This window comes from Streptomyces sp. NBC_01244 (genome assembly GCF_035987325.1).
In the GTDB taxonomy this organism is placed as follows: Bacteria; Actinomycetota; Actinomycetes; order Streptomycetales; family Streptomycetaceae; genus Streptomyces.
This window is the reverse complement of sequence record NZ_CP108488.1, coordinates 7,764,404-7,777,501: the sequence shown is the minus strand read 5'-3', so window position 1 is coordinate 7,777,501 and position 13,098 is coordinate 7,764,404. Positions and strand designations below refer to the sequence as shown.

Here is a 13,098-nt window from a genome sequence, read left to right as displayed (position 1 = left end):
CGCGCGCACGGACCCGCATGAACCCCGGGGTCCCTCCACCCGGATATCCTGCCCTTTGCCCGTAAACACCCGTTCGACCGGGAGCTGACCTGCGATGTCGGAGCGACCAGACCGCCGCCCCTCGCCTCCGTCCGCCTCCGTGCCCGCGAAGCGTGCGGGATGGCGACGCCCGGCCGCCCCTCCCTCCGCTCCCCCGGCCACACCCCCACGGGCCCCGAAGCCGCCCCCGCCGGCCCCCACCCCCGCGGACCACCGCAGCGTGATCGACTCCGCGGTCTACCGCGACGGCGTCCGGGTCGCCTCCCCCACCACCCTCGCCGAGACCTTCCGCCGGCTGCGCGAACAGCCCGACGGCATGGCCTGGATCGGGCTGCACCGCCCCACGGAACCCGAACTCCACTCCCTGGCCGATGAGTTCAACCTCCACCCGCTCTCCATCGAAGACGCCCTGGAAGCCCACCAACGCCCCAAGCTGGAGCGCTACGGAGACACCCTCTTCGTCGTCCTGCGGGCCGCGCGCTACCTGGATGCCTTGGAGGAGGTCGACTTCGGCGAGCTCCACATCTTCGTCGGCCCCGACTTCCTGATCACGGTCCGCCACGGCGCGGCCCCGGACCTCTCGGCGGTCCGCCGCCGCATGGAGGGATCCCCCGAACTCCTCTCCCTCGGCCCGGAAGCCGCCCTGTACGCCATCCTCGACGCGGTGGTCGACGGCTACGCCCCGGTCGTCGAGGGCGTCCAGATCGACATGGACGAGATCGAGACCGAGGTCTTCAGCGGCGACCCGGAAGTCTCCCGCCGCATCTACGAACTCTCCCGGGAAATGGTCGAGTTCCAACGCGCAACCCGCCCCCTGGTCGGCATGCTCCACAGCCTGATGGCCGGCTTCGCGAAGTACGGCACGGACGAGGAACTCCAGCGCTACCTCCGCGACGTAGCCGACCACGTCACCCACACCAGCGAACGCGTGGACGGCTTCCGCCAGGCCCTGACCGAAATCCTGACGGTCAACGCCACCCTGGTCTCCCAACAACAGAACGCCGAAATGCGCGCCTTGGCCGAGGCCGGCTTCGAACAGAACGAGGAGATCAAGAAGATCTCCTCATGGGCTGCCATTTTGTTTGCTCCCACACTCGTGGGAACCATCTACGGCATGAACTTCGAGGACATGCCCGAACTCAAGTGGGCGGGAGGCTACCCCTTCGCAATCCTGCTGATGGCAGTGGTCTGCGTGAGCCTGTACGTCATCTTCAAGAAGCGCGACTGGCTGTAGCCGACGAGCGAGATTCGCCGGGTGAGTTCACTTGAGCAAACACTCCCCAGGGCCCATTTCAGGGCCCTGGGGAGAATCTGGGGAGAATTGGCGGTGCCGGGGAGCGAGCTGGGCCTCCCCCACCTGCTGCTCCACACTTTCCGAGCGCCTCGGCTCCACGCGGACGGCCCCCGCTGACCGTCACAGAGAGTGCCGGGCGAAGGTCGGCTTGGCAGGGACGAACACCACGGCTGGCCTTCATATATGGCCTACCACGTTGACCGATGAACCCATGCCCCTGTCCCGATCCCGAGAGCTGTCCGCCGCCCGCCCGGGGCGCCGATGGCGGCATGGCCGGCCCCCTCCAAAGACGCACCTCGCACCGCAGTAGGGAAGGAAGCCCCCGCGGGTGACGGCCACAACGGCGAAAGCCGTCTCCCGCTCATGCTCGCGGCAGTACGTTGGGGCCTCACTTTGGATCCCATTGGAGTCAACAGCCGTGAGTCTGACCGATGTTGTTGGAGAGATTGCCGCAGGGTCGGCCGTCGCGCTGGCCAGTGGGGCTGTGACAGGCGGGGCGGCGTGGGTCGGCCATAAGGTCCGGGCACTCGTACGCCGTGGATCGACCGCCGAGCAGGACGCCGTGATCGCTGTTTTCGATGACCAGGACGCCACGTCGGATGAACTTGTGGGTCGACTGACACCGCTGATTCGAGTGCACCTCGACGCGCATCCGGAGGCCATCCCCGAGTTCAAGGCTCTGACCATGGCAGGAACCACCGTGTACAACCAGCAGAACACGGGGAGCGGACTGTTCATCGGCGGTGACAACCACGGCGGCCTGACGATCAACCATGGTGGGCTCGCGCGTGACTGACCGACCGCCGGAGGACGAGAAGAAGGTCGTGAACCAGACGAACCACGGTTCGGGCACGTTCGTGGCCGGCAACGTCCTCGGCAGCATCGTCAACCTCTTCATGCCCGCGCAACGACGGGCCCGCCCTGCGCCACCGAGCGGGCCAGAAGCGGCAGAGGACGACTACGACGACATCAGTGGGTCGCTGTTCGGATCCGTCTTCCTGGCAGCCATCTCCGGACAGGTAGTCTCCTACTGCGTCCTCGGGTTGCCCATCTTCGGCACCGGCCCGACCCCCGGTCTGCCCACGAGGTTCTTGGCGGGGTTCGCCTTCGCCTACGCCTTCTTCGCCTGCGTCGCGGTGTTCCTCGCACGGGCCGCGCAAGGTCTCGAAGTGTGGGCGGGACGGTGCGCCGATATCGCCGTCCAAACGAGAGTGCGGCCTCTCGCGCAACTGCCGGCCAGCGTGGCCCGGATCTTGGCGACTGCATCCTCGGGAACAGCGACTACGGCCGCCCTCGTAGCCACCTTCTACGCATGGGGTGACTTCGGCGGCAGTGTGCAGGAGAGGGCCTACCTCGCGCGCGATGGCGCCGCCATGAATGCTACGCGGGCACGCGCAGCAGTGCAGAGAGGCTGATCAGAGAGGCGCGAAGAAGGCCAGACTCTTCGCAGGCTCTGCAGGCGAATCACAGGCTTCGTGAAGCCTGCACAACGAAAACGGGTGCCACGGCGCATGCTGTGACACCCGTTCTCTCACATACGGGCAAGGTTGTCCGGGACGTACTCGGGCACGGTGCCGAGCAGTGCGTCGATGGCCGCGCGGCCCTTGCCGCCGGCCTCCGGCATGAAGTGGGCGTAGTGGTCGAGGGTGATGGTCGGACTTGAGTGACCGAGCCACCGGGCGAGCGTCACGATGGACTCGCCCGCTTCGAGGAGGACCGAGGCGTAAGTGTGCCGGAGCACGTGGAAGCCGTCCTTGCGTGAAGCCTTCCACCGTGCACCCTTCTCCCGCACGGGAATGACCCCGGCCGCTGCGAGGGCCGGCTTCCAGGCCTCGTCGTTGAAGATGTTGGCCCGGATGGCGTTGCCGTACGTCGTCGTGAGGACGAGCGGGAAGCTCTGCTTCTCCCGGTCGGGCTCCGGTCCGCCCCAGGGGAGCTCGACGTCGACCGCCGGATGGTCGAGGAAGTACGCGGCCAGTTCGGTGGCCACCGACCGGGGCATGTCGACGATCCGCGTCCTGCCACCCTTGGGTAGGGCGAAGTAGAGGCGCCCGGAGAGAAGTTGCACCTGCCTGCGCACCCGGATGACACCGCGTTCGAAGTCGATGTCCTTCGGCGACAGCCCGAACACCTCTCCCTGGCGCAGTCCACACCCCAGCGCGACGACGACCGCGATCCGGTAGCGGGGATTGATCACGTCCCGCACCCGCTGCGCCGTTGCCAGCGGCCACGCGTCACGATCCTCGTCGGGAGCCTTCGGCCAACGCACCGTCTTGGCCCGCATCGGGTTGCGGACGAGGCGCTTGTCGTCGATCGCGGTCTCGAAGATGTTCGACAGCGAGGTGAGGATCTGCCGGGCGTACCTCGGAGAGCACTCGCCTTCGAGCGTGGCTATGTAGCCACGCAGGACGGTCGCCGACACATCTCGCAGCGCCACCGCACCGAGGTGCGGAAGGATGTGGAGTCGTACACGCTCGTCAACTCGCTTGACCGTGCCGGGCGCGCCGCGAACGCCGGCACGCCAGTGGCGCGTGACGAAGTCCGTCAAGGTGATGGAGCCGTTGCGCGGGTCGACGAACTCGCCTCGTTCACTGTCGGTGCCGGACCGCCGGAGCCACCCTTTGGCGTCCTCCAGCACGTCGAACGACATGTCCCGGACGCCCGGGATTCCAGCGACCCGATATCGGGACCCCTTGCCGTAGCGGGTCGTACGCTCGCGCTTCCCGGTGACGGGATCCTTCTTCTTTTTGATCCAACGGTCTTCGATATAGCCAGCCAAAGAATTCCTCGGGGTAGGGTCGGGCGCAGGCAGGTAAGACCGGGTAGATCGGTCAGGCTGTGGCCGGATACCCGGCGCGACGCTGCGGGACGGCATTCACCGGGCTTAGGGAGGTATTGCTGCGGGAGTCCGCCTGCTCCTGTTCCCGGATCCACTCGTCAAGCGTTTCGATCCGGTACATCACGCGTCCGCTCTGCCCCATCCGAAAACTCGGCGGACCTTGGCGACGGTGCCGCCACACGTAAAGGGTGGCGGGCGACAGCCCCAGGTATTCGGCGGCTTCACCCACGTTCAGAAAACCCCTCCCCAGCGGCGACATGCGGGGAGACGTGCGGACATTCGCCAGCAATTCACTGTCACAAGCAACACTTCGCACGTATCGAACCTTCGGGGTCTTCCGTCGGCAACCTGCGGCGACGGACATCGGGCATGACAAGCCCGCCCCCACTTGCTGTCAGGCAGGTGGAGCGGACTACTTCAATGGTCTGGAGAATCCCCGGTTTGGCTGACCGGGGATCGTCGGGTATAAGCCGGGGCGGCGTCACAGCGCACCCACCCCGGACCCCTACGTCGCGGGCTGGAGCAAGGCGAGTGGGGAGACACCGAGGGCGGCCGCAATGGCGACGAGGTCATCCACGTCGCAGCGCCGGCGGGTGCGTTCGATGCGGGACAGCATGGTGTTGGTCATGGGGTGGCCGAGCTCGGTGACACGGGCAGCGAGCTCGCGCTGGGCGAACCCGCGCGAGGTGCGCAGGCGCTCGATGGCACCGGCGGTCCGTTCTCCGGCAGGACCGATTTCCGTAGCTCTTCGGGGCATGCGTCTGTTGTAGCTCGGGTTCCCGGGTTCACGTAATCGCGGAGGCCTGGACACGGGACTTTGGGGACCGTTTCGCGGAGAACGAACTGCCGATTCCCGCATAGGCGGCCATTGCGGAACTACGACCCATCTCGGACCACAGGGGCGCGTACACCATCAGTGGCTCCGGGCGGCGGAAACATAGATCGCCTTGCCTACCCCGGTCAATGACTTTTGGGGTGCGATCTTCGTCGCTCTCTCTGCGCCGTCGACTTTTTGGTCAACCGGGGATTCGCCTTTACTGTGAAGACGTTCGCGATCAGCGATGCGATCTGACACTTTTCGAGTGCGGATTCGCTGGACTTGCGCGGGCTGGGTGTGGCTGTCTTGGCTAAGCACCCCCCGGAAAAGGAATCGGCTCCCGGCGTTGCAGCGCCGAGAGCCGATGGGAGTCCCTTGTCCAAACCGCCCACTCCTGAACGGATCTGAGGAACGTCTATGCCCAACAGTACGGCCGAAGCAGCCGTCCGCACACCCGCGCCCACCCCGGCGTCGCCGTCCCAGCAGCAGACGAAGGCGGGGCGATAGGCATGGCACGCATCCGCACCATCAAACCGGAAGCCTTCAGCTCCGAATCGCTGGCCGCCGTCAGCATCACCGCCGAGCGGACGTTCTTCGGCCTGCTCACCCAGGCCGACGACCACGGCCGGTTCCGTGACCAGTCCGCCGTCATCGCAGGCCTCTTGTGGTCCCTGCGCCCCGAACACGGCCCGATCGAGGTGGAAGACGACCTCACCCAGCTCGCCGGCAATGAACTCATCTGCCGGTACGAGGGCGAGGAGGACGGCAAGCGGTACCTGCACATCGTGACCTTCTCCAAGCACCAGAAGGTCAACCGCCCCAGCGGTGTCCGGCACCCGAACTGCCCCTACCACGACGGCGGCCGGGTACCCCTGACTTCACCGCTGGCGCAGGGAGGGCTCCGTGAGCCGTCCGTGCACCATCAGGCGCCCGTCCCGGAGCTCGCACCCGCACCCCCTGCCACTTCACTGATCCCCGTATCCGCAGGTCAGGGCGGATTCAGTGAGCCCTCCGTGCAGCTTCAGGGAGAGGTGCGGGAGCCTGCGCCGAGCCCTCACCGTCCGGATCTAGGATCTAGGATCAGGGATCTAGGATCTCCCTTGGGGGGCGCTGGAGCCCCCACCCCACCCCAGATCATCACGACCCAGCAGCTGGTCGGCGAGTACGCCGCCGCATGCGGGAAGCGTCCCCCCGAGAGCGTTCTGGGTCATGTCGGCCGGGAGATCGGCAAGCTGTTGCGCGAAGGCATCGACCCAGAGCACGTCCGAGCAGGGGTCGAGCGCATGCGCATCAAGAGCCTCCACCCAAGCGTGCTGCCCAGCCTGGTCAACGAGGCCATGAACCCGCCCCAGGCCACTGCTGGCGCCCGCCGGACCCCTCAGCCGTACACCAACCCCGTTGACGCCGAAGCCGCTTACGGAGGCCAGCTGTGACCACCGCGACCCGTGAACCCCAGCGTGCCGGCACCCTGGCAGCCCGTCTCCAGGCCATTCTCGCTGCCAAGGGCATCGACCCCGACACCGCACCCGCCGGGCCCACGATGGAGCCGGTGACCGCCCTGGAACTCGCCGACCGCCGCATCCCGCCCCGCTACCGCGAGGCACTCGCCACCCAACCCGAAGTCCTTGGCTGGGTGGAGGCGGTCACCCGCGCCGGGCGAAACGGGCCGGCCGGTACCCGGGGCATCGCCTACGGCCCCTCACTGCTGATCGCCGGAACCACCGGCATCGGCAAGACACATCAGGCTTACGGAGCTGTCCGCTCGCTGCTGGCCGCCGGAGTACGCCTGCGCTGGCAGGCGGTCACCTCCGCCGACCTCTACGCCCAGCTCCGGCCCCGGCCCAACCACGACCCCGAGCGGGAGATCCAAGAGCTCGGCCGGTGCCCGCTGCTGATCCTGGACGACCTCGGCGCGGCCAAGCAGTCCGAGTGGACCGAGGAGCTGACGTACCGGCTGATCAACCGCCGCTACACCGAGATGCTCCCGACCCTGATCACCACCAACCTGCCGATCGCGGAACTCCGCAACGCAGTCGGGGACCGCGTCGCCTCCCGCCTGGCAGAGATGACCACCCGCGTCATCCTCACCGGCCCGGACCGCCGACGCGCCCAGCCGTCGGGCTCCTGACCACCACGGTCCCCACCCGCGTCGGTCCCCGTCATCGTGGGGACCGAACCACTGACCCGAGCCGTTCGGGGACCGTCCCCATCACGGTCCCCAACACGGTCCCGGTCCCCAAACTGACCCCGGTCCCGTCTGACAGCGCCCTCCCCCAGGAGGGGACCGACAGCAGTCGATCGGGGACCGTCCCCTGATTGCGCTGCGCGCGCCGGCCACCACGGGGACCGGTCCCCAACTCTGTTTCCGCAGGTCACCCCCGCCTGACGTCCCCCGACTCAGTGGGGACCGTCCCCACGGTCCCCACCATCCGGGGACCACCCTGCAGCGGTTCGGGGACCGTCAGGTCACCACGTCGGGGACCGTCCCCACCCACGACTACGGGGACCGAGACGGGACCGATCCCCCACGCCCCTGCCGCCGGGGACCGAGCACCTCCCCGAAAGGGGGACCGTCCCCGCCTGGTCCCCGGACAGCACCGGCAGCGTCTCGCGTCACGAGCGAGCGGTCCCCAACCGGTCGACCCCGCCCAACAGCCCCTTCACACGACCAGCCCCTACCGCTTCAAGGACACGCATGCACAACCCACCGCACGACCGTCCCACCCACGACGAGCACATGCCCTCGCTTCCAGCCTCAGGAGGAGCAAGTTGTACCCAGAGCATTGCTCCCGTCGGGAGCAATGCTCTGGGCTCCCCCGCCCCAGGGGTGGCGGGAGCGGACCGGCACCAGGGGGTGCCAGCCCTTCGGGATGCTGCCGAGGCCGGACCGCACCACGAGACGGAGGGACAACACACCTGCCACACCCCCCGCTGCACGCACACCGCCCCAACGACATCGCACGTGCGCCAGCGTGAACGCCTGCCCGCCGAGAAGAAACGCATGCACCAGCCCAGCTGCCGCATGAACGACGATGAATTCCAGCTCCTCACCCAGGCCGCGGCTGCCTGCCGCATGAGCACCGCCGGCTTCCTCGCCCACTCTGCCCTGAAGGCCGCACGCGACCTCGAACACACCGAAGCCGAGATCGCCACCCACCGAGAGATGGTCAGAGAGCTGTTCGCGCTGCGCCGGGCCCTCGGCCAGATCGGCAACAACCTGAACCAGGTCGCCACCGTCCTGAACTCCGGCGCCGACGCCCCGCACGCCAAGGCGGTCCTCGACGCCGTCCAGCGGACCGCCGAGCGCGTGGACGACTTCACCCAGCGCTACCTAGAGACGGAGACTCCCGCCGGATGATCCCCCGCGTCCACAAGATGGGCAGCCGCACCATCGGCCTGATCCGCTACCTCTACGGCCCCGGCACCCACGAGGAACACACCGACCCGCACCTCGTGGCGGCCTGGGACAGCCTCGTCCCCGACCCCGGACGTGACCCGAAAGCCACTTACGCGGACCTGCAAAGGCTCCTCGACCAGCCCGTCGAAGCCCTGCCCAAGTCGCGGCGTCCCACCGAGCACGTGTGGCACCTGTCCATACGTGCCGCGCCCGAGGACCCGATCCTCAGCGACGAGCAGTGGGGCGACATCGCCCGCCGCATGGTTGCCGCCACCGGCATAGCCCCCGAGGGAGACGCCGCCGCCTGCCGCTGGGCAGCCGTCCGCCACGCCGACGACCACATCCACATCATCGCCACGCCCGTCCGCGAGGACGGCCGCCGGCCCCGCCGCCACAACGAAGCCAAGCGCTCCCAGGCCGAAGCCCGTCTCATCGAAGCCGACTACGGCCTGCGCCGCCTCACCACCGGTGACGGAACCGCAGCCCAGCGCCCCACCAGCGCCGAGCGCCACAAAGCCGACCGCCACCAGCGGGAACGCACCCCAAGGGAGGAACTGCGCGAGAGCGTCCGACGCGCGGCGGCCGGTGCCCGGAGCGAGGAGGAGTTCTTCGGCCGCCTCACCCATGCCGGTCTCCTCGTCAAGCGGCGTGTGGCGCCGTCCGGGGACCTCCTCGGCTACACCGTGGCCCTGCCCGACGACCGCAACAAGAACGGCGAACCAGTCTTCTACTCGGGATCCAAGCTCGCCCCCGACCTCTCCCTGCCCCGCGTCCGCGAACGCTGGACCCCGCCGGCAGAACCCTCCTCCGACGAAGTCGTCTCACCGGAGCAGCCCGCTCTCCCGCCGGTGACCGGCCCGGCGTACGCCCGCCGCCGCGCGACCACGGCGACCTGGCAGGCGCTGCTGCTCATCGAGCACAGTGACGACGGCACGACAGCAGCCCGGATCGCCGCAGCCGGCGAGGTCCTCGACGCGCTCGCCGAGACCTCCGCCGCCCATACCCGACGAGAACTCCGGGATGCAGCATTCGCGTTCGAACGGGCCTCCCGCTCCCACGTCCGCGCCGTACACGGGCACGACCGCGCCCTGCGCCAGGCCGCGCACGACCTCGCCCACAGCGGATCAGCCCTCGGCATCGGAGAGGACGGCGCCACCACCGCCATGCTCATCGACACCGCGTTCTTCCTCGTCACCGCGGCGGCGAACTGGCACGCCAAGAAGAAGCACGCCCAGCAAGCCGAAGCCGCGTACCAAGCCGCCGAACACCTGCGCGCCGCCTACGAGATCGCTGCCGCCCAGCCGATGTCCGTGCTCCACCAGCGAGGCCGCTCCCTGTCACTGCAGCGACGACAGGCAGCCGTCCTACGCCAGGCGCTGCCCGAGATCGCCGAACAAGTTCTGGCCGAGCCGGGCTGGCCCGCCCTGGCGGCCACCCTCGCCGATACCCGGGCCGCAGGCCACAACCCGGCCCGCCTCCTCGCAGAAGCCACGCGGCACCGGGAGCTGGACAGCGCCACCTCCGTCAGCGACGTCCTCGTCTGGCGTCTCCGCCGTCTCGCGCACCTGCCTGCCGATCCCGCAGCATCGCTCCCCCGGCGCGCGGTGACCACACAACCCGCTCCGAAGGCCGCGAGCAACGCCTCCCGCCGCCGCTGACGGCAGAACGTATCCGTCCGTACATAGCCGACGATCCCCGGTCAGCCAAACCGGGGTTTCTCCGGAGCATTGAAAACATCACCACCGGACCCATCCCGTAAGGAACCCCCGCATGCCCGAAACCGAACTGCGCATCGAAGTCATTGCCCTGCTGTTGGACGCGGACTTCAAGCTCCGACCCGACACCAACACCTGGTCCCACAGTGACGGGCGCCCCTTCACCCAGGCCGAACAGACGACCGCCTTCCAGGCCACGCGCGCCGAACTCGAAGCCGTGGCAGCACTGACCGCCCGCAACGCCGCGGCCGCCCTCGAACAGGACAAGGCCGTGCAGGCCCTCACCAAGCTCGTGCTCTCCTACTTCGCCCGGCACCCCGAAGCCCGCATGGTCATGGACGTACTCCCGCACATGACCGAGGAAGACCGCGCCGAGTACGAGCGCCTGTGCGTCATCGCCGCTCCGGATGGCGGCATATACCTCCCCTACGAAGACTGACGGATCCGGAACAGCACCCTGCGGCCGGTGACCGGGTACCTCCCGGTCACCGGTCGCAGGCATTCGCGATGTGAAAGGCCGGCAGGCCTTACCCACTGGCAGTCGCAAAATCAGTGGTGGGCGGCCCCTGCCGGCAGCAACGGAGCCAGGAGGTCAACGGCTTCCTCCCAGCGGAAGCGGTCGGCGCCGCCGCCGGACTTCGGGCGGTGCGGCTCGTAGCTGCCGACCAGAACACCCATCTCGCGCAGCTCGGCGAGGCTGCGCCGGTACGCGCGGTGGGCGGCGAGCGCGGTGTTCACGTAGGGCAGGACGACGGTGGGAATGCCCATGCCGGGAGCCTCGCAGAGGATGCCGAGGGCGAGGTTGTCCGCGAAGCCGGCCGCCCACTTGTTGACCGTGTTGAAGGTGGCCGGGGCTACGGCGATCGCATCGGCGGGTGGGAAGGACCGTGCGTCGCCGGTCGCACGCCAGGCGGACCGCACCGGGTTATCGGTCCGCTCTTCGATCGCGGAGACGTCGAGGAAGGGAAGCCCCTGCGGGGTGGCGACGACGCCGACGTCCCAGCTCCGCTCGTGCGCGGCGTCGATGAGCTTGCCGACGTCGCCCGCGATCCCGGCCGCGCAGACGACGACGTACAGGAAGGGCTTGGGCTGCGGCTCGGTCACGCGGGTACTCCCAGTCGGCGGCTGAAGTGGTGGAGCTCTGGCAGCGTACGCCGACGGTCGCGCGCTGCCATGTCGGCGACCAGGTCCCGGACGGCTGGGCGTCGTACGTCCTGAGCTGCGCAGGTCTCCGCGATCCGCAGCGCCTGGTAGCCGTCGGCGAGGCGGCCCTGCTGTGCGTAGGCACGGGCGGCTTCCACCCATAGGGCGGCTCGGCGCTCGGGAACCGGGATGTGGCGGCGCATGAGCGGACGGGCGATGTCGATGGCGACGCCCGCGTCGCCGAAGGACACGGCCGCGCTGACCTCGTGGAGGGCCACGTTGGTGGGGCTGAAGTTGGCCCAGGCGTCGGGGTGGTCCAGGGCGACGTACTTCGCCACCTCCTTGGCCTCGGCCAGGAACTCTGCGGTGGCGGCGCGGTCCCCGGCTCTGCTGGCAGCCGTGACTCCGCGCAGTAGCAGCAACCCGAGCACGGAGAGGTGGTGGTGGGGCTGCCGGTCGTACGCACCGGCGAGTTGTGAAGCTGTGTGCTTGATCAGTGTGACGGCCTGGCCGGCGTGCTGTTCGCGTACCAGGACGTGCGCGTGGAGGCGAACGCTGGCGGCGAGGACGAGCGGATCACCTGAGCGTTCGGCCTCGGCCATCGCTCGCCCGACGGCGAGCCACGCCGTGCCGGGGTCTCCCTGCTTGAGCAGGAGGCTGGCCGAGGTCTGGTAGGCCGTGGCCAGGAAGCGGGGAAGCTCCTCGGCATGCGGGGAGTCGGCGATGCAGTGGCGAAGATCGGCGATCAGGCCGGGAAGGGTCCGCTCCAACTCCGCGTAGTCGCAAGTGCTCCAGAGGCGCCGGATGGCCGTGGCCCGGTTTCGCAGTTGCCCGGACTCCGGTGCTTCCGCCGTCGGAGTCGTCGGCATCCCCGGCAGGAGCGCCTGGACGAGCGCGGGGTGCGCAGCAGTCGGCGCGACCGAGGCTGTGAGCGCGGTGACGCTGGCGGCAAGGAGGGTACGGCGGCGCAGCATTTCTTCTGTCTCCGGGTCGTGGGGATCGGCTTCCGGGGCGGCCTCCGCCAGACCGAGTCTGGCCGGGGGAATGCGCAGGATGCGGGCGACGTCGCGCAGGACGCGGATGTCGTCCGTTCCGCGTCCGCCCTCCAGTCGGCTGATCTTCGACTGGTGATAACCCAGCTCGCCGGCCACGTCCGCTTGTGAGCGGCCCTGTAAGACCCGAGCCCGGCGGATCAGTTCACCGATCCGGTGCACCTCGCCCTGCGTGTCGACCATCTCCGCCACGGCCCCTTCCGCCGAGACCGATACTGCCTGCTCAACCGAGCCTAGCTGCAAGGAACTTGTCCGCCATGCACAACGTGCATGAACGATGCAGGGACTGCGCGGCACATCGCGCAGCCGCCTCCTGACCCGCTTGCCTGGTGGAACCGCACCCCTCCAGGAGGCTGCTCATGGAAGTGCACGAGGTCACGCTGACCGTCACGAGTACGCCCGAGGGCGCCGCTCGTGCCCGGCACCAGGTGATGAACGAGATCAGGGGCTGGCGCTCGGCCATCGGCACCGACGGCATGTGCGTGGCAGAGGTCGTGGCCGGCGAACTGCTGGCGAACGCCGTTCAGCACACGGGAAACGAAGCTGCTTCCGTAACCGCTCGCCTGCTCGGGAGCCGGCTGCGCTTCGAGGTCCGCGACCGCAGTTCCGTCCTCCCCCACGCACGCCCATCCCGTACGGACGCCGAGGACGGCCGCGGGCTGCTGATCATCGACGCCCTCGCCGACCGGCACGGCGTCGACCACAGCGCCGGCGGCAAGTCCTGCTGGGCCGAGCTCGATCTGTCCGTACCCACCTCGGTCACGCCGTCCATCACGCAACCTCCCTTGCAAAGGAGTTGAAC

Annotated in this window: 14 protein-coding genes; 9 read left to right on the top strand and 5 right to left on the bottom strand. The window is 68.8% G+C overall.

The window, feature by feature from the left end:
* The first annotated feature begins 94 nt into the window (after nucleotides 1–94).
* The 3 genes from OG247_RS34590 to OG247_RS34580 all read left to right on the top strand — a co-directional run bounded on the left by OG247_RS34590 (nucleotide 95) and on the right by OG247_RS34580 (nucleotide 2,748).
* A complete protein-coding gene (locus OG247_RS34590; RefSeq protein WP_327255902.1) occupies nucleotides 95–1,273 on the top strand; it encodes a magnesium and cobalt transport protein CorA in 1,179 nt (392 codons plus the stop codon).
* Nucleotides 1,274–1,751: 478 nt separating this feature from the next.
* A complete protein-coding gene (locus tag OG247_RS34585; protein WP_327255901.1) occupies nucleotides 1,752–2,129 on the top strand; it encodes a hypothetical protein in 378 nt (125 codons plus the stop codon).
* A 28-nt stretch (nucleotides 2,130–2,157) separates the two neighbouring features.
* Nucleotides 2,158–2,748, top strand: a complete 591-nt coding sequence (locus OG247_RS34580; protein WP_327255900.1) for a hypothetical protein — start codon at nucleotides 2,158–2,160, stop codon at nucleotides 2,746–2,748.
* A 116-nt stretch (nucleotides 2,749–2,864) separates the two neighbouring features.
* Here OG247_RS34580 and OG247_RS34575 read toward each other — a convergent pair whose 3' ends face one another.
* The 3 genes from OG247_RS34575 to OG247_RS34565 all read right to left on the bottom strand — a co-directional run bounded on the left by OG247_RS34575 (nucleotide 2,865) and on the right by OG247_RS34565 (nucleotide 4,929).
* A complete protein-coding gene (locus OG247_RS34575; RefSeq protein ID WP_327255899.1) occupies nucleotides 2,865–3,983 on the bottom strand; it encodes a tyrosine-type recombinase/integrase in 1,119 nt (372 codons plus the stop codon).
* A 181-nt stretch (nucleotides 3,984–4,164) separates the two neighbouring features.
* Nucleotides 4,165–4,488: a helix-turn-helix transcriptional regulator gene (locus OG247_RS34570; RefSeq protein ID WP_327255898.1), complete on the bottom strand. Its 324-nt coding sequence runs from the start codon at nucleotides 4,486–4,488 to the stop codon at nucleotides 4,165–4,167.
* 189 nt (nucleotides 4,489–4,677) lie between these two features.
* Nucleotides 4,678–4,929, bottom strand: coding sequence for a helix-turn-helix domain-containing protein (locus tag OG247_RS34565; protein ID WP_267040274.1), 252 nt, complete (start codon nucleotides 4,927–4,929; stop codon nucleotides 4,678–4,680).
* A 569-nt stretch (nucleotides 4,930–5,498) separates the two neighbouring features.
* On the opposite strand from OG247_RS34565, the gene OG247_RS34560 reads away from it, so the two are divergent.
* From OG247_RS34560 to OG247_RS34540, 5 genes are all read left to right on the top strand, one after another.
* Nucleotides 5,499–6,422, top strand: a complete 924-nt coding sequence (locus tag OG247_RS34560; protein WP_327255897.1) for a hypothetical protein — start codon at nucleotides 5,499–5,501, stop codon at nucleotides 6,420–6,422.
* Nucleotides 6,419–7,117: an ATP-binding protein gene (locus OG247_RS34555; RefSeq protein ID WP_327255896.1), complete on the top strand. Its 699-nt coding sequence runs from the start codon at nucleotides 6,419–6,421 to the stop codon at nucleotides 7,115–7,117. The genes OG247_RS34560 and OG247_RS34555 overlap by 4 nt, the downstream gene beginning before the upstream one ends.
* 873 nt (nucleotides 7,118–7,990) lie before the next feature.
* Entirely contained in the window at nucleotides 7,991–8,347 is a 357-nt protein-coding gene (locus OG247_RS34550) for a plasmid mobilization protein (protein WP_327255895.1), read from the top strand.
* Complete coding sequence (locus OG247_RS34545; protein ID WP_327255894.1) at nucleotides 8,344–10,044, top strand: relaxase/mobilization nuclease domain-containing protein; 1,701 nt, start codon at nucleotides 8,344–8,346, stop codon at nucleotides 10,042–10,044. The genes OG247_RS34550 and OG247_RS34545 overlap by 4 nt, the downstream gene beginning before the upstream one ends.
* Nucleotides 10,045–10,156: 112 nt before the next feature.
* On the top strand, nucleotides 10,157–10,540 hold the full coding sequence (locus OG247_RS34540) for a hypothetical protein (RefSeq protein WP_327255893.1): 384 nt from the start codon (nucleotides 10,157–10,159) through the stop codon (nucleotides 10,538–10,540).
* 110 nt (nucleotides 10,541–10,650) lie between these two features.
* Here the strand turns inward: OG247_RS34540 and OG247_RS34535 are convergent, their stop codons facing one another.
* Both OG247_RS34535 and OG247_RS34530 read right to left on the bottom strand, forming a co-directional pair.
* Nucleotides 10,651–11,205, bottom strand: a complete 555-nt coding sequence (locus OG247_RS34535) for a flavoprotein (RefSeq protein WP_327255892.1) — start codon at nucleotides 11,203–11,205, stop codon at nucleotides 10,651–10,653.
* The gene (locus OG247_RS34530; protein WP_327255891.1) at nucleotides 11,202–12,479 is read right to left on the bottom strand and encodes a helix-turn-helix domain-containing protein; all 1,278 of its coding nucleotides are present in this window, start codon (nucleotides 12,477–12,479) and stop codon (nucleotides 11,202–11,204) included. Before OG247_RS34530 ends, OG247_RS34535 begins: the two co-directional genes overlap by 4 nt.
* A 176-nt stretch (nucleotides 12,480–12,655) precedes the next feature.
* Here OG247_RS34530 and OG247_RS34525 point away from each other — a divergent pair, with 176 nt between their 5' ends.
* Nucleotides 12,656–13,096 (top strand): ATP-binding protein, encoded by a 441-nt coding sequence (locus OG247_RS34525; RefSeq protein ID WP_327255890.1) that lies wholly within the window; start codon nucleotides 12,656–12,658, stop codon nucleotides 13,094–13,096.
* Nucleotides 13,097–13,098: the final 2 nt, after the last annotated feature.

What these genes read in the sequence shown, in the direction of transcription:
- OG247_RS34590 (WP_327255902.1), top strand. Translation starts at nt 95, where the DNA reads ATGTCGGAGCGACCAGACCGCCGCCCCTCGCCTCCGTCCGCCTCCGTG.
- OG247_RS34575 (WP_327255899.1), bottom strand. Translation starts at nt 3,983, where the DNA reads ATGTCGTTCGACGTGCTGGAGGACGCCAAAGGGTGGCTCCGGCGGTCC.
- OG247_RS34565 (WP_267040274.1), bottom strand. Translation starts at nt 4,929, where the DNA reads ATGCCCCGAAGAGCTACGGAAATCGGTCCTGCCGGAGAACGGACCGCC.
- OG247_RS34560 (WP_327255897.1), top strand. Translation starts at nt 5,499, where the DNA reads ATGGCACGCATCCGCACCATCAAACCGGAAGCCTTCAGCTCCGAATCG.
- OG247_RS34550 (WP_327255895.1), top strand. Translation starts at nt 7,991, where the DNA reads ATGCACCAGCCCAGCTGCCGCATGAACGACGATGAATTCCAGCTCCTC.
- OG247_RS34545 (WP_327255894.1), top strand. Translation starts at nt 8,344, where the DNA reads ATGATCCCCCGCGTCCACAAGATGGGCAGCCGCACCATCGGCCTGATC.
- OG247_RS34540 (WP_327255893.1), top strand. Translation starts at nt 10,157, where the DNA reads ATGCCCGAAACCGAACTGCGCATCGAAGTCATTGCCCTGCTGTTGGAC.
- OG247_RS34530 (WP_327255891.1), bottom strand. Translation starts at nt 12,479, where the DNA reads ATGGTCGACACGCAGGGCGAGGTGCACCGGATCGGTGAACTGATCCGC.
- OG247_RS34525 (WP_327255890.1), top strand. Translation starts at nt 12,656, where the DNA reads ATGGAAGTGCACGAGGTCACGCTGACCGTCACGAGTACGCCCGAGGGC.